This window comes from Streptococcus sp. 2022WUSS037 (genome assembly GCF_044427225.1).
In the GTDB taxonomy this organism is placed as follows: Bacteria; Bacillota; Bacilli; order Lactobacillales; family Streptococcaceae; genus Streptococcus.
In genome coordinates, this window is record NZ_JAOTGJ010000019.1 from 25,292 (window position 1) to 40,747 (window position 15,456).

Genomic DNA, 15,456 nt, shown 5'->3' on the forward strand with positions numbered 1-15,456 from the left:
AATGGAAAGCAATATGAAACATAAACTACCAATCAATTATTTAGGCCAATTCTATAATTTAGAACTTGAAGAACATGCTGATATTAAGGTTGATAATGGAATTATTGCCAAAAACTTTTGTAGCTTTGAGGTCAAGAATTATGCTACATTACGAATCGGCAAGCAGGTCTTTTTTAACTCCTCCTGTGTTCTAAGATGTATGGAGAAAGTTACCATCGGTGACTATTGTCTGTTTGGTGACGGAGTCAAAATTTATGACAACAATCACCACTACTCCCATCACCACATTGAAACCATCTCTTTTAGCACAGCCCCTATCACCATTGGACGACATTGTTGGGTCGGAGCTAATTCTGTTATCCTAAAGGGGGTGACCATCGGTGACAATGTGATCATCGGAGCTGGTTGTACCATCTATAAGGATGTCCCTGCCAATACCATTGTGACCTCATCAGGAACTATGACCTATCGACCTCGACCACAATTTGACAAACAGGTCACAACCTTTACGGCATCCGATACTCTGGAACACTTGGAATACCTGGTTACTTCCCTGCCTGATATTGCTTTCAATATCTTAGCTGGAACCCATATCTCTCCTCATCTCAATAGTTTTCGTCGATTTAGCAATGTCAATATCTATAGCAATATCAACGATACTGAACTGGAAGATGAGATTTTGGATCGTACCTCCATCTATCTAGACATCAATCACTGGTGGGAAGTCAAAGACATCCTCAACCGCTGTCAGCAAAAACAAATTCCCATCTATAGTTTTGATACTGTCGCCCATCAACCAGAGCTAACGAATACCATGATTTCGAGTAACCATCCGAAAGAAATGGTGCAGGCTATTCAAGATTTTTTTAAAGAAAGGGATACCTAATGGAAAAGCCACTTATTTCAGTTATTGTTCCCATCTATAACGTGGAAAACTATCTCAGGCAATGTTTAGATAGTATTATTGGTCAAACCTATCAAAACCTAGAAATTCTTCTCATTGATGACGCCTCGACAGATAATAGCGTAAGCATTTGTCAAGAATACCAAGCACGAGACGAGCGGATTTGTTTGCTAAAAAAAACTTGCAATTCTGGTCTAGCAGATACACGAAATCTAGGTATCGAAAATATGACTGGTGACTTTGTCACCTTTGTGGATAGCGACGACTACCTCGAAACAACATTCATCGAGGATCTGTTTACACAACTTACCCTCCATGAGGCTGATATCGTCATTGGAGAATACTATGGTTTCGATGAAAACAATGGCATCTACTATATCCATTCTCAAGAAGTGAGGACAGAAGTATTGACGATTGAAAACTATTTTTCACATTTATTGACTGTGGGGACTATTACCTTCTTAACTGCTTGGGGCAAATTGTTCCGTAGTCACTTATTTACTTCAAAAGAACACAATAGATACATTCGCTTTCCGAATGTGAGAGTTGCTGAAGACAGGTATACGACACATTTACTTGTCTTAAACAGTCGTAAAACAGTCTATTATTCTAAGAATCTCTATTGCTACCGAAGAAGAAAAGGAAGTCTTTCAGACGCCCCTTCTTCCCCTGTTAATACATTAAACGATATCAAAGGCTATGAAACCTTGATTATTGACATGCTTCTTGCTGGTCTTGACCCTAGCCTTGCCGTGGATTGCTACAAACAGCGTCTCTTGTATCACCAACATCAGCACCTAAGTCACAAAGCAACCGAAAATGATACCTATCGGTATATCCTACAAAAATTAGGCATTCAATCCTCATCCGATAGTTAATCGGTCTACCATCGGATTAGAAAACAGCTATCCTTTTGGGCTATCAGGAGAAAATTTCAATGACAGAAAGGGATTCATATGAAACTAAAAGAACGTCTCAAACTCCATATGTTTTGGATTGGTCTTGTTTCCCTTATTCTCATGCTGATTGACAATATTGCCTCAAGTTATTTTGGCTACAATATCAGTCAGGAATTGAATAAGATCGAGCAAACCATTTGTATTATTCTCAGTATTCTTCTATTTTTGGGCATATTAAGTAACAAGAAAGACAGCTATGGTCAAGAAACACTTGATACCATCAGCCACAAGAAAGAAACTTCTGATAGGAACACTACAGGGGATCAATAAAGCTTTGAAAACTTGATAGTGATTCAGGCTGACAGGTTGTGGCGGATATATAGCAAACCAAATCAAAAACAGGATTAGCTACGTTTATCAATTTGAGAACTCTAAAGTTATTTTAGGAGTGTGTTTCTGACACTATAACTCAAACTTATCCTTTCCCTAATTCAAACCACTGATATGTAAAGCCCTTTGTCAAGTAAAAACAATCGAACTGATAAAAAATGAAAAGTATCTAGAAAGAGCCTAGTTCTTAGCTTCGGGCATTGGCCACTCTGATATTCGTGGATTGGTTACCTACAGGTCAATGGTTCTGCCGCGAGTCCTACTCTCTATAAGCGTGGATCACAATTGTGCCACTTAGTCATTTCGTAGATGACTCAAACATTGAAGTCCTAAACTCCTTCAAGATACTCTCCATTCAAACATGATTTCAATCCTTATTTCTGTCCAAATTCACCCAGTGATTTTGGATAGAAATAGGGATTCCTCATCGCTCTGCGATGATAAAACGTAATTGTCAAAAGTGTACATGAAAACAAGTGCTAACTTCAAGCTATTCTTCCTGTCATCATCCCCCAAATAAAACCAGATAATTCCCGTGCAATAGCTGTTTTAGCAATGTTTTGTTTCTTATTTTTTCCTAGAACAAGTGTGCGATAACGTCTTCTTAAGCGTTCATTAGCCTTATCCGCATAAGCAATCACCTCCACTCGGTTTCCATTTTGTCTCCTTTTCAATTCTTTGGATTTATACCCAATAGTCCCCTTAGCCAATGATTGTGCAGCTTCTATCAGAAGTCGTCTTACATGGCTATTCCCAGCTTTGGTGATAGCACCTCTTCTTTCCTTGTCGCCACTAGAGTTTTCGCTAGGAGTCAGCCCAAGATAAGAAGTAAACTGTTGAGCTGTCGCAAAGCGATTAAAATCTCCGATTTCTGTCACAATGGAAAGAGCAGTTAGTGTTTTAATGCCGATAAAGCAAGAAAGCCGTGAGACCTTCTCTTGATAACTGTCGCTTTGACCCAGTTGCTCAATTCGTGCATCATACCGTTCTATTTGATCTACTAATTTCTCATAGGTCAATAGATATTCTGTCAAAATCTCTGCATAAAGTCCATCAGGATTTAGGGAACGGAGCCAGCGGACATGTTTCTGTGTCCAATGATTGCTTCCCTCTGTATAGCGAAAATCATGTCGGAGACAGAAGGCAAGAATTTGTTGTTTAATCTTCTTCAGAGCCACTTTGTGGTCTGTTCTCATACGGATATATTCTTTGACTTGTTCATCCTCAATAGTAGGAATATGAACAGGCCGATAGCTACGAAAGGCCAGAGCTTTTGCGAGCTGAGCAGCATCTTTCTTATCAGTCTTAACACGCTTAGATCCTTCCTTCATTACCGTTGTAGGTGCCATCACGATACAGGGAATCCCGTGAGCTTGTAGCTGGTGATATAGGGTAAATCCAAGACATCCAGCTTCATAGCCACATAATACTTCTGCCTCTTGACCATACAAGCGACGAAGCTCATTTACATAGTTCACAATATAGCTAACATTTGGACCAACTTTAGTGCTATGTTTGAATTGATTGGTCATCATATCATAGTAGCAGAGTGAAAAACTTTCTTTGTGAACATCCATTCCGATGAAAAGTGTGGTAAAATGAAACATATAAGACCTCCAATTGAGTGTGGTAATTCCTGTTAGAAGTTGATTGTTTTTTTATTCTAGTGTACAGGTAAATCCACGAATTCTCAACTGGGGGTCTTTACATATTGTCTATAAAAAGCTGACCTTGTTATCCGGATTTTATACTCAATGAAAATCAAAATCAGACTAGCCCCAAAGGTTTGGGGAAACTTTGGGGGTTGGAGATAAAGCGAACGAAGTTCGCTACAAAAGGTTTGGGGAAACTTTGGGGGTTGGAAATAAAGCGAACGTAGTTTGCTACAAAAGGTTTGGGGAAACTTTGGGGGTTGGAAATAAAGCGAACGTAGTTTGCTACAAAAGGTTTGGGGAAACTTTGGGGGTTGGAAATAAAGCGAACGTAGTTTGCTACAAAAGGTTTGGGGAAACTTTGGGGGTTGGAAATAAAGCGAACGTAGTTTGCTACAAAAGGTTTGGGGAAACTTTGGGGGTTGGAAATAAAGCGAACGAAGTTCGCTACAAAAGGTTTGGGGAAACTTTGGGGGTTGGAGATAGGCGAACGTAGTTCGTTTCTACTTATGCAGATAGAACCCTGTTACTATTTTGTTTCAAGGTATAGTCATTTGAATTAGCTTTGATACATCGTCACTTTCGGCTTGCCGTACTCTGCGAAAGTGAGGCTGGGCCAAAAAGACCAACCACGCTTCTCAGGGTTCGTGTCAACATCTCAGCTCAGTGGTTGATTGGCAGATTTGTTCGTGTTTTACACTCCAAATCTGACCATTACGACTGATGCGAACAGAGTTCGCTTCATTTCCAACCTCCAACAGTCACTACTCTGACTATTGGAGCTATGCGGGGGTGGGAGTGAAACAGTCAGAGTAGTGACTGTTTCAGCTCAACAACTTAAAACGAAAAATTGTTGACGAACTCTTTTTTGACCAGTCGAGTTCTTTCCCGCTCCCTTATTTCTAACCTAGAACAGCCTTTAGGCTGTTCTAGCTACCTACACTTCAGTTCCTTGTCCGAAAGCTAATTCACTCGACTATAATCATGACCACCCGTCAAACGGGTGGTTTGAACAAGGGCTATAAGCCCACATCACCAGCCAGCGCCTAAAGACGCTGGCTTTCACTTTGTTCAAGCCTCACTGCTTTTGACTCGTCACTAGCCTCTTAAAGAGGCATTCATACTACTTGCCATTATCCCTAAAGGGATCTTCATACTCTTTTACACTTAACTTATCAAGTGCTATATCATGTTTAACTCGCTTTCTAGATTTTAAGCTCGTGAAGAAATCATCCACTGGATAATTTCTTTATTCTTGTATATATTTCTTAATTGTGGCTTCATTAAGTCCAACTGTACTTACATAATATCCCTCTGCCCAGAAATGACGATTACCAAATTTGTATTTGAGATTGGCGTGTTTATCAAACATCATTAGAGCACTCTTGCCTTTTAAATAGCCCATAAAGCTTGATACACTTAATCGCGGAGGAATACTGACTAACATATGAACATGATCCGGCATCAGATGTCCTTCGATAATTTCTACGCCTTTATAAGTACACAAACGTCGGAATATTTCTCCCAAACTACTTCGATATTGATTATAGATGATTTTTCGTCTATACTTAGGTGTGAAGACAATGTGGTATTTACACAGCCACTTTGTATGTGATAAACTATGTGCCTTTTGCGCCATATTTTTCTCCTTTCGCTTTACAATAGGCTTGAACACCTTTATTGTATCGCGTTTGGAGTTTTTTTGGTATAACCTTCATCGCGCACCCGCATAGCGGGTGGTTTATTTGTCACGCACCTTACGGAGCGTGACGGACTAAAAGTCACATAACAGGCTGAAAGACTCCACTGGAGCCTTCCACTCATCAAATCAAGTCAACAACGGCTGAGTTTGATTTTCGAAGAATATTATAAGTCAAAAAAGCTGAGCAGACATCTAAGATGGCTTACTCAGCTTCTTTTTTTCTTTTGTGATTTTTATACCTTCAATCCGCTAAGCAATTCCTTATTCTGCCAGAGTAGATAAAGACCACCGCCGATAATAATCAGCAAGATGACAAACTTGATCAAGCCCTTAACAAAGCGGATGACCAACATCAATATCATAGATACAATCAGCCATCCCCAAGCAGAAGAATGGAGCAAGGTCTGCATGCTCTCCAGACTGGCACCAGTCCAGGTCTTGACAGGTTCGGGAATTTTATCAAACCAAGTACTATCTATACCAATTTGTTCCATAATCGAATGGCTAGTAGATTGTAACCAAGCAAAAATTCCTGCATTGTAAATGAAAAGCAAGGCTTGCTCTGGGTAACGTTTCATTGTATTCGTAATTGTTCGTAACATATTTCTCCTCTATTCTGAATACAAGGCCACTACAGCATCAATATCTGCTTGCTGGATACCATGATTTGACCCTGCTGATTCCATAACGGAGGTCTGACTATCTTCATGATCTAGGCCAATAGCATGACCCAATTCATGCTCAGCCGTATGGATAATTCTATCCATATCATAACCATATTGGTCGTTTAATAAATAAAAACTATTCAGACGCACCGTTACCGATCTATAATAATTCGTCAATAAATTAGTCGTTGAATTGGCCTCGCCTGCTGCCTGGGTATTTCCATCATTCATCTCAGTAGCAATAATATCAGCCTGATTTGGATCACTTGTCATCACAAAAGTGAAGGCCCCTGTCGCATTCCAATTTGCAATGGCTGTTTCATAGGCAGCTACAAATGTTGGATTCTGGGTTTCAAGGTAAACAGTCGCAGTATTGCTTTCCCATCGACCATGATCGGCTGTATTAACCGTATCAGTAGTCAGGCGCTTAATGGTATTAACACCTTCTTCAATCGTCACTTCAGACTGCCCTTTGACCATCAATTGCACTTCTTGAGCTAGAGTTTGTAACATCTGAGGTGCTGCTTCCTGTTGAAAATAGAATAACAGACCTAGACCACAAGCTAATAACACCATTGATAACCAAATCAGACCCCAAAATGTCCGCCAAATCCACCGTAGAATATTTCCAATAAGTTTCATAGACTATACCTCTTTCTAGAAATAGGTTTTAGTATAGCCATAATTTCTGAAACTTTTCTTAAAAACTAGGACAGTCTTTCTTCCAATTTGAAATCAATTGGCAACCAAGCCAATACTTTCTCAATCTGTTGGTTCCAGTAGTACCACTCATGTTTACCAGGTCCGAAACTTGCCTCTATATCAAATCCCAGCTCTTTTAACTCCCCAACCGCCTTTTGATGCCCTTCAAAAAGAAAATCTTCCTCACCACACCAGGCATAAAATTTGGTCTTTTTATCGGATTGTTTAGCAATTTCTAACAAATTATTTGGATTCTGTTTATCAGAAATGTCACCAAATACTCCTCGCCAATACGAAAGACTTCCCAATTCTGCTGCCGCTGGATTATCAAAATCAAAATACAATGCGCCTGAAAGCGAAGCTGCGTGTGAAAAACGATTGGTCATCATAGCAATCTTGAAGGTCCCATAACCACCCATAGACAAACCAGCGATAAAATTCTTCTCCCGCTTGTCAGACATATTTGGGAAAAATCGTTTGAGAATTTGAGGCAACTCTACTGCAATAGCATCATAATAATTCATGCCATAGGTGGTATTGGTATACCAGCCTTTATCTGTATTGACCATAACCACGATAAGATTGGTATAGCGAACCAACCGTTCCACTGTAGAACGATTCAGCCAGGAATCCTGATTTCCTCCCATACCGTGCAAAAGATATAGGACAGGAATGTCGTTGTCATCAGGATTTTCCACACGATTGCGATCTGGATATAAAACTGTAACCTGTCTGGACATATCCAACACTTCTGAATGGTATTCGATTTTCATAATTGCCATAAATCTTCTCCTTATGGTAAAGAGCCTAAGTTACCCTCGGCTCTTCACATCTTATTCACTTATTTTACTTCCATAATCACCGGCAAAATTGCTGGGCGACGCTTGGTCTGGTCGAAGAGGAATTTCGCTAGATCATCGCGAACAGCACTCTTGAGCTCTGTCCAGTCAAAACTGTCTTTTGTAAAATAGTTTTCCACCGTTGCATTGACCAAATCTGAAGCCTCACGCAAGATGTCCTTGCTCTTCTTAACATAGACAAATCCACGCGTATTGACCTTGGCCTTGGAAATGATTTTCTTCTCACGGCGGTTGACAGTGATAGCTACGATAAAAATACCATCTTCTGAGAGGATTTTACGGTCACGAAGAACAATGTTTCCAACATCTCCCATGGCATTTCCGTCAATCATGACATCACCAGCAGGAACCGCTCCGCTATGGACAAAATCACCATCTTCATAAGCCATGACATCCCCACGTTTAACGATGATAATGTTTTCTGGGAACATGCCGATTTCCAGCGCAGCCTTGGCATGGGCATCTAGCTGACGGTACTCCCCTTGAACTGGGAAGAGGTACTTAGGACGGAGGATATTGAGCATGAGCTGCAAATCACGCGCATTACCGTGACCAGATACACGCAGGTTTTTGGTAATAGATTTGACCGTTCCACCAGCCTTGTAAATCAAGTTCTCAACACGAGCCACCACAGCCTCTTTTGAAACGCTTGGTGTGGTAACGATGTAGACCAGATCGCCGTCCTTGATTTCAACATAACGGTGGCGGCCAATAGCCATCTTGCGTAGACCATTCAATGGTTCACCCATACGACCGGTTTCCAAGATAATCAATTCATGGTCTTCATACTTGCCCATATCCTTTGGTTTAACCAATAGGCGTTCGCTAACCAAACGAAGTTTTTTCAATTGGATAGCGGTACGGACAATATTTTCCACATCATGACCTGTCAAGACAACTCGGCGTCCTGTCGCCTCTGCCGCATCAAAAATCTGCTGGATACGGACAATATTACTTGCTACTGCAGCCACGATGACACGTCCTTCGCAGTCAGCAATAGTGTTGAGAATTTCCTCACCAGCCTCATGCATACTAGCTGACTGCACATTGCTATCGGCATTGGCTGAATCTGAAAGCAGGGCCAACACACCCTCTGAACCAATTTCTGCTAGACGACCAAAGTCTGTCCGATAATACTTGTCAGCCGCTTGGTCAAATTTAAAGTCACCTGTATAAACGATATTCCCTTGGTCCGTCTTGACAACAATCCCCAAACTTTCAGGAATTGAGTGAGTTGTTTTAAAGAAGGAAACTACAGAATCCCCGAAGTCAATTTCAGTATCGGCATTGATGACATGGAAATCCTTAAATTTCTTGGTTACATTATTGTTCTTGACAATCAATTTTGCCAATTCAATGGTCAGGTGTGATCCAAAAACAGGTACTTTTACTTTCTCTAAAAGATAGGGTAAGGCACCAATCGAATCAGCGTGTCCATGTGTCAAAAAGACCCCAGCCACACGGTGCTTATTTTCTTCCAAATAGTCAAAGTTGGGAACAACCACATCTACACCCAGTTGCTCATTTTCTGGATACTTAGCTCCAGCATCCAAGACAAAAATATGCTCATTTACTTCGGCAATATAGAGGTTTTTTCCGTTTTCACGTACCCCACCGAGAGCCATGATTTTTATGCTACTCATTTTTTCTCCTTTTTGGGACATCCCACAGGTGTCCACCTTATTTTTTCTTACCAACGGTCCTTGGGAGGCCCAAGTCGAATTACAGTCTGCTATGTCGGAGCTCTATTTGCAAAAGGCACACTTTGGTTCAAAATTTTATTCAACCATCAAAGCAACTTTTGAATAGAGATTCCTAAATAGCTATCGCTTCTATTATACATTTTTTCAAGAAAATTTACAAAAACTCTGCTGAAATTCAACAGAGTTCTCCCTTTTAATCAATAACCGTGTCCCCTATGTTCCCATTTTCCACCAGCATTGCGTACCAATATCCATTTCCAATCCTTGTGGGTACTATTTGGCTCCAAAGCAGGCTCTGCCCCCTCTGTTGCTACCTTAAAAGACGAAGTTAGGATAATAGCTTCCTCTGCACCATAGTGCTCCGCCCACTCATCAAATTCCTTTTCATTATCACCACTATAACCGATAGTCAGCAATTTACAACTTTTAAAATGGTGAGCAAAGTAATCTTCAACTACAAGAATAGCCGCCTCAATCTCTTTTTCCGTATACAATTCTGACTGTTCCATCGGTTCAATCTCTGCCTGAGAAGCTGCTCCTGTCCGACATCCTACCAAAAAGAGACAACACAACAGACTACAAATAGCTAAACATTTTCTCATCTTTGTTACCCAAGTCAACAATCGTTGCTGAAAAGCCAATCTCTTCGACAAAACGTAAAATATCCTCTGTCTTTACAAAAATTGTTTTCGTATTAACATTGGGGTGGAAGGTTAGAATAGGTTCGGTTAGGATTTCCTTATCAAAAAAGACTTGAATATCCTTATCAACATTATGTAACAAGCCAAAAACAGATACCACACCCGCAGGCAAGTGCATTTTTTCCATCAAGCTTTCACTTGAGGCCATGCGAATACGATTGGCTCCTACCAAATCACGAAACTGGTCCATATCCAGCTGCTTCTGGTCATCCATGATTAGTAAATAAAATGCAGTCTTTTTCTTATTAGTCAGAAACATGGACTTGGTCCGTACTCCTTCTAACCCTTCAATGTAACGGTCTGCTTCCTCAGTCGTCAAGGCAGGTGGATGCTCAACTATCGAATAATCAATCCCAAGTTTGTCTAACTGCTCAAAAACTTGTTTATCCATAGCGTCACCTCTATTCTATCGTTTGTTATATTATACTATGTTTAAAGCGATGTTTCAATGCAGCAAAAAAGCCTGGATTGCTCCAGACTTTAATCAAACAACTTATAATAATCTTCCAGTTTCATCTTGGATTTTTCCTCTGCCGTTTGGTCCTGAATAATCTGACCATTTTTCATGACAATCAAGCGATTGCCGTGACGGAGAGCATCTTCCATTTGATGAGTGACCATGAGAGCCGTCATTCCCTTGGTCGCAATCAATTCATCCGTTAACTGCATCAAGGATTGACTGGTTTTGGGGTCAAGGGCTGCGGTATGCTCATCCAAGAGTAAAAGTTCAGGCTGTTTCAAACTCGCCATCAACAAACTCAATGCTTGTCGTTGACCACCCGATAAAAGCCCTGCTGGCGTATCCAGATGTTTTTCCAGACCATTTCCCACTCTCGGCAAAAGCTGGGCCAATTCTTCTGTCTGCTGGGCCAATCTGCGTGGCACCAAGCCCCGTCCCTCGCCACGATACTTAGCGATAAGTAGGTTTTCTGCCACTGTCATCCTAGGAGCAGTTCCCATTTTAGGATCTTGGAACACACGGGCCAGATATTTTGCCCGCTTTTCTGCAGGCCAGTTAGTCACGTCCTCACCAAGAATATGGACTGAACCACTAGTCAAGGGTAGGGTTCCAGCAATGGCATTAAAGAGGGTTGACTTCCCAGCCCCATTTCCACCCAAAATGGTAATAAAATCACCTTGATAGATGGTCAAATTGACATTGTCCAAAATCACACGTTCTTCATCAAAACCGTTTGTCACCACCTTGGTGGCATTTTTTAATTCAACAATTGCTTTCATCGTGACAGGCTAGCTCCTTTCAAGACTTTATTTTTCAACTCAGGAACCATGAGGCAGACAGCCAAAATCATGGCTGAGAAGATGCGGAGATAGCTGGTATTGATACCGAGGGAAATAACCACCAAAATCAAAAATTGATAGAAGATAGCTCCCACTGCAATGGCCAAGAAACGTTCCAACATGGTCAGATTTCCATACAAGACCTCACCGATAATCAGACTAGCCATACCAACCACGATGACCCCAATACCACGTGACACATCCGCATAGCCTTCTTGTTGGGCAATCAAGGCACCCGCAAGAGCGATGATCCCATTGGAGAGGACTAAGCCTAATAATTCCATTCGACTGGTATTGATACCAAAACTGCGAGCCATATCTGGATTGTCACCCGTTGCAATAAAGGCCTGCCCAAGTCGTGTATAAAGGAAGAACATCAAACAAGCAATGACTAGAGCAATACTGCCCAAACCAAGCAAGAGACCATTCACCTGCTCTGAAAACGGAAGCAAGTCCTGTAAACGACTAGTATTTAACAAGCCTAAATTTGCCCGTCCCATGATAAAGAGAATAATGGAGTGACAGGAAGACATGACCAAGATACCTGCCAATAGTGTAGGAATCTTCCCCTTGGTATAGAGTAAGCCTGTGACCAAACCTGCCAAGCAACCTGCAAAAACGGCTACTAGCGTTGCCAAGACAGGATGAACTCCCTGTGTCAGCAAGGTCACTGCAACTGCTCCTCCCAGTGGAAAAGAGCCCTCTGTCGTCATATCCGGAAAATTCAAAATCCGAAAGGTGACAAATATTCCCATTCCTAGTACAGCCCATAAGAGAGCCTGTGAAACTGTTGATACAATCATAACTTTCCTTTGTTTTATTCAATAACCTTACTTGCCTGATTGATTACATCATCTGACAAGGTAATTCCTAATTCTTTAGCAACTTTCTGGTTGACCACAATAGTACCTTCATTGAAGATTTGTACTGGTGTATCCCCTGGATTTGCACCGTCTAAGATTTTCGCAGCCATTTTACCAGTTGCCACACCCAAATCATATTGGCTAAGGGTTACAGATGCGATACCGCCACCTTCTACCATGTCTTCTACACTGGTGAAAATCGGAGTTTTGGTTTTATTGGCTACAGAAACGACTGTTGAAAAGGCTGATGCGACCGTATTATCTACTGGTGTGAAGAGAACATCTGTCTTGCTGGTTGCTACTTCTACTGTAGAAGCCAATTCATTACTTGAAGCCACTGCATACTCCAGAACGGTGTAGCCTACTTCTTCCGCTGCAGCCTTAAATTCCTCAACTTGGATTTTTGAATTGTCTTCGTTTGAGGAGTAAAGAACACCGATTGTTTTTGCATCTGGTGTGATTTCTTTGATGAGAGAAACAGCGTCTGCAACTGGTGTTTGGTCAGATACCCCTGTGATGTTGCCACCAGGATTTTTCAAGTCAGATACCAAGTTAGCACCAACGGGGTCCGTTACAGCTCCCATGATAATTGGTAATTCTGTCGTCGCATTTGCCAACCCTTGTGCAGCAGGTGTTGCAATCCCAATCAAAAGCTCATTGCCATTGTCCAACAATTTTTTACTCATGGTCTGAACTTGAGATTGGTCAGCCTCAGCATTCATAAAATCAATCTCCAGATTGTCTGTTGTAGAATAGCCACCTTCTTCTAGTCCGACCTTAATTCCCTTGTAAATCTCATCTAGTGAATCATGGGTCACAAACTGAAGAACACCTATTTTAACTTTTTCAGAGCTAGCAGACTGACTGCTCTGCTCTTTTTGCGTCATAAACAGGGCGGCAACCACCATCACAGTAAGGGCAACAATTGTAGCAAGTAAGTTTTTGTTTTTCAACATATTCATTCTCCTTTAAAAATACACACTATCCAATCTCTATATCATCACTATTTTATCCCACCATCGCCATCGTTTCATCATGATCACCTCGTTTAGATAATAGTCTTTCAGTTTGCTTTTAGTACTTGCTCCAACTATCTGGGAGATAGTTGGAGGTTGGAAATAAAGCGAACAAAGTTCGCATCAACAGCTGCAGGCAGCTTGTATAGTCGAGTGACTGTACAAGGTTGGAAATAGTACTTGCAGAGCAAGTCACCCCTGCAGAGTACGGCAAAGCGTGTTCAAATAATGATGAAATTATTTGAAGTTAGAAATATGGAAACGAAGTTTCCTCATTCGTCGACGTAATAAAAGATAAACTGAATGACTAAAGGAAAAAGCCCCCGCAGGAAAAACCAACCTGCGAGGGCGTCAATGACACGGTGCCACCTCACTTATGGGAATTGTCTAGAATCCTCCCATATCTCATCTCCTCTAACAAGGAGTTGCACTGTAAGGTGTGCCAACCGAACTATCATTGTTTTAAGTTCATTTGCGTGATTGTTTTGGCTAGTTACTTCGTTAACTTTCCTCACTATACTGCCAGTATAAGCTGCGTTGAACTGCCTCGTACTCAGCCAAAACAGTCTACGCAAAGTATATTACACCAAACAATCGTTGTGCATCTAAGTCTGGAAACAGACAATTCTGCACATCAGCCCATTTCATAAAACTCCGCCACCCATTCTCAGCACCATGGGCTCCCTGAAGACTTCTGCTTTACTACTTCTTCTGATTACAGACGATTATACGGCATCCATCAATCTTTGTCAATACTTTTGATTAAATTTTTACCAATTGACAAGAGAAATGATACACCCAATTTAGCTTGATATGTTGCAAATCTTACTAAATTACTACTATTTTTCTTTGCGACGACGTGACGCCACTGCAACTGTACCCAACAAAGCTAAACCTACCAATGCAAGTGCAGATGTGCTTTCACCTGTTTCTGGCAAGATTGCGCTTGTCTTAGGTGTTACTTTTGTTGTCTCAGTCACCGGTGTTGTTGGCTCCTCATTTTCTTGCTTATAAACGTAAGTTACATGAGTTTCACCTTCAACTACTTTACCTTTTGCATTATTTGGAATACGAGATTCTACAAGAATGTAACGTTTTCCATTGAATACAATCACTTTTGGACGATTGTCTGAAGTTTCGTAGTCTCCGCCCACTGTACCGTTCTCAGTATCAACTACTGGTGTCTTGATAACATTGCCATTTTCATCAACATAATGAACAATTACTTTACCTTGTTTTTCAACAACTGGTGGAACAACTGGGGTTTCGACTTTCTCTTTGTACTCATAAGTGATAGTTTGTTCACCTTCTACAACTGTACCATTGCTTGGGGCATCACCTTCGTTTGTACGAGTGCGTACAAGTGTATAAGTCTTACCACCAAACGAAATTGTAGTTGGAGGTGTGTCACCATATGGCTCATCGACTGGTGTATCGGTTGGTTTAACTGTCTTATCGTCTGCGATTTCAGTCTCTGTACCTTCGATAACGTAACGAGCTACAACTGAACCTGTCTTAACAACTGGTGTTTCAACTTTAGTATAGATGTAAACTACAGTCTTCTCACCCTCTTCAACTTCACCTGTTGGTGTTGCACCTGTTTCATCAACTTTAACAAATGTGTAGCCTTCGAAATTACCAACTGTTGTTTCATAGATTGAACCTACTTCACCATCACGAACGACATCTGTTGTATCCGCAAGAACTTCGCCTTTATCAGTGATGTGACGAACAAGGACGCTACCTGTTTTCTTCTCAACTGGGTCTGGTGTTTCAACTTTCTCTTTGTACTCATAAGTGATAGTTTGTTCACCTTCTACAACTGTACCATTGCTTGGGGCATCACCTTCGTTTGTACGAGTGCGTACAAGTGTATAAGTCTTACCACCAAACGAAATTGTAGTTGGAGGTGTGTCACCATATGGCTCATCGACTGGTGTATCGGTTGGTTTAACTGTCTTATCGTCTGCGATTTCAGTCTCTGTACCTTCGATAACGTAACGAGCTACAACTGAACCTGTCTTAACAACTGGTGTTTCAACTTTAGTATAGATGTAAACTACAGTCTTCTCACCCTCTTCAACTTCACCTGTTGGTGTT

The 15,456-nt window shown here is 41.2% G+C and carries 14 protein-coding genes and 1 pseudogene; 3 read left to right on the top strand and 12 right to left on the bottom strand.

Annotated elements, in window-relative coordinates:
• The first annotated feature begins 13 nt into the window (after nt 1-13).
• From ODU55_RS07545 to ODU55_RS07555, 3 genes are all read left to right on the top strand, one after another.
• Complete coding sequence (locus ODU55_RS07545; protein WP_398582442.1) at nt 14-886, top strand: acyltransferase; 873 nt, start codon at nt 14-16, stop codon at nt 884-886.
• The gene (locus tag ODU55_RS07550) at nt 886-1,782 is read left to right on the top strand and encodes a glycosyltransferase family 2 protein (RefSeq protein ID WP_398582443.1); all 897 of its coding nucleotides are present in this window, start codon (nt 886-888) and stop codon (nt 1,780-1,782) included. Before ODU55_RS07545 ends, ODU55_RS07550 begins: the two co-directional genes overlap by 1 nt.
• A 78-nt stretch (nt 1,783-1,860) precedes the next feature.
• Nucleotides 1,861-2,133 (top strand): phage holin, encoded by a 273-nt coding sequence (locus tag ODU55_RS07555; RefSeq protein WP_029179514.1) that lies wholly within the window; start codon nt 1,861-1,863, stop codon nt 2,131-2,133.
• Between the two features lie 545 nt (nt 2,134-2,678).
• Here the strand turns inward: ODU55_RS07555 and ODU55_RS07560 are convergent.
• From ODU55_RS07560 to ODU55_RS07615, 12 genes and pseudogenes are all read right to left on the bottom strand, one after another.
• Nucleotides 2,679-3,800, bottom strand: coding sequence for an IS110 family transposase (locus tag ODU55_RS07560; RefSeq protein WP_398582444.1), 1,122 nt, complete (start codon nt 3,798-3,800; stop codon nt 2,679-2,681).
• A 1,168-nt stretch (nt 3,801-4,968) separates the two neighbouring features.
• A pseudogene (tnpA, locus tag ODU55_RS07565) lies at nt 4,969-5,484 on the bottom strand (IS200/IS605 family transposase).
• Between the two features lie 296 nt (nt 5,485-5,780).
• Nucleotides 5,781-6,149: a hypothetical protein gene (locus ODU55_RS07570; RefSeq protein WP_398582445.1), complete on the bottom strand. Its 369-nt coding sequence runs from the start codon at nt 6,147-6,149 to the stop codon at nt 5,781-5,783.
• A gap of 9 nt (nt 6,150-6,158) precedes the next feature.
• Nucleotides 6,159-6,854 carry a M57 family metalloprotease gene (locus ODU55_RS07575; RefSeq protein ID WP_398582446.1) on the bottom strand — a complete coding sequence of 232 codons (696 nt, stop codon included), beginning with the start codon at nt 6,852-6,854 and terminating at the stop codon, nt 6,159-6,161.
• Nucleotides 6,855-6,919: 65 nt separating this feature from the next.
• Nucleotides 6,920-7,696, bottom strand: a complete 777-nt coding sequence (locus tag ODU55_RS07580; protein WP_398582447.1) for an alpha/beta hydrolase — start codon at nt 7,694-7,696, stop codon at nt 6,920-6,922.
• A gap of 59 nt (nt 7,697-7,755) precedes the next feature.
• Nucleotides 7,756-9,417, bottom strand: coding sequence for a ribonuclease J (locus ODU55_RS07585; protein WP_398582448.1), 1,662 nt, complete (start codon nt 9,415-9,417; stop codon nt 7,756-7,758).
• 257 nt (nt 9,418-9,674) lie between these two features.
• Nucleotides 9,675-10,079, bottom strand: coding sequence for a hypothetical protein (locus ODU55_RS07590; RefSeq protein WP_398582449.1), 405 nt, complete (start codon nt 10,077-10,079; stop codon nt 9,675-9,677).
• Nucleotides 10,054-10,569 (bottom strand): prolyl-tRNA synthetase associated domain-containing protein, encoded by a 516-nt coding sequence (locus ODU55_RS07595; RefSeq protein ID WP_398582450.1) that lies wholly within the window; start codon nt 10,567-10,569, stop codon nt 10,054-10,056. The genes ODU55_RS07590 and ODU55_RS07595 overlap by 26 nt, the downstream gene beginning before the upstream one ends.
• A gap of 89 nt (nt 10,570-10,658) precedes the next feature.
• Complete coding sequence (locus tag ODU55_RS07600) at nt 10,659-11,417, bottom strand: ABC transporter ATP-binding protein (RefSeq protein WP_398582451.1); 759 nt, start codon at nt 11,415-11,417, stop codon at nt 10,659-10,661.
• Nucleotides 11,414-12,280, bottom strand: coding sequence for an ABC transporter permease (locus ODU55_RS07605; RefSeq protein WP_398582452.1), 867 nt, complete (start codon nt 12,278-12,280; stop codon nt 11,414-11,416). The genes ODU55_RS07600 and ODU55_RS07605 overlap by 4 nt, the downstream gene beginning before the upstream one ends.
• Before the next feature lie 14 nt (nt 12,281-12,294).
• The gene (trpX, locus tag ODU55_RS07610; protein WP_398582454.1) at nt 12,295-13,293 is read right to left on the bottom strand and encodes a tryptophan ABC transporter substrate-binding protein; all 999 of its coding nucleotides are present in this window, start codon (nt 13,291-13,293) and stop codon (nt 12,295-12,297) included.
• Between the two features lie 902 nt (nt 13,294-14,195).
• On the bottom strand, nt 14,196-15,456 hold a 1,261-nt coding region (locus ODU55_RS07615; protein WP_398582453.1), incomplete at its 5' end, for a MucBP domain-containing protein.

Excerpts from the sequence above, each read along its gene's own strand:
- ODU55_RS07545 (WP_398582442.1), top strand. The coding sequence starts at position 14 with ATGAAACATAAACTACCAATCAATTATTTAGGCCAATTCTATAATTTA.
- ODU55_RS07550 (WP_398582443.1), top strand. The coding sequence starts at position 886 with ATGGAAAAGCCACTTATTTCAGTTATTGTTCCCATCTATAACGTGGAA.
- ODU55_RS07555 (WP_029179514.1), top strand. The coding sequence starts at position 1,861 with ATGAAACTAAAAGAACGTCTCAAACTCCATATGTTTTGGATTGGTCTT.
- ODU55_RS07560 (WP_398582444.1), bottom strand. The coding sequence starts at position 3,800 with ATGTTTCATTTTACCACACTTTTCATCGGAATGGATGTTCACAAAGAA.
- ODU55_RS07570 (WP_398582445.1), bottom strand. The coding sequence starts at position 6,149 with ATGTTACGAACAATTACGAATACAATGAAACGTTACCCAGAGCAAGCC.
- ODU55_RS07575 (WP_398582446.1), bottom strand. The coding sequence starts at position 6,854 with ATGAAACTTATTGGAAATATTCTACGGTGGATTTGGCGGACATTTTGG.
- ODU55_RS07580 (WP_398582447.1), bottom strand. The coding sequence starts at position 7,696 with ATGGCAATTATGAAAATCGAATACCATTCAGAAGTGTTGGATATGTCC.
- ODU55_RS07585 (WP_398582448.1), bottom strand. The coding sequence starts at position 9,417 with ATGAGTAGCATAAAAATCATGGCTCTCGGTGGGGTACGTGAAAACGGA.
- ODU55_RS07590 (WP_398582449.1), bottom strand. The coding sequence starts at position 10,079 with ATGAGAAAATGTTTAGCTATTTGTAGTCTGTTGTGTTGTCTCTTTTTG.
- ODU55_RS07595 (WP_398582450.1), bottom strand. The coding sequence starts at position 10,569 with ATGGATAAACAAGTTTTTGAGCAGTTAGACAAACTTGGGATTGATTAT.
- ODU55_RS07600 (WP_398582451.1), bottom strand. The coding sequence starts at position 11,417 with ATGAAAGCAATTGTTGAATTAAAAAATGCCACCAAGGTGGTGACAAAC.
- ODU55_RS07605 (WP_398582452.1), bottom strand. The coding sequence starts at position 12,280 with ATGATTGTATCAACAGTTTCACAGGCTCTCTTATGGGCTGTACTAGGA.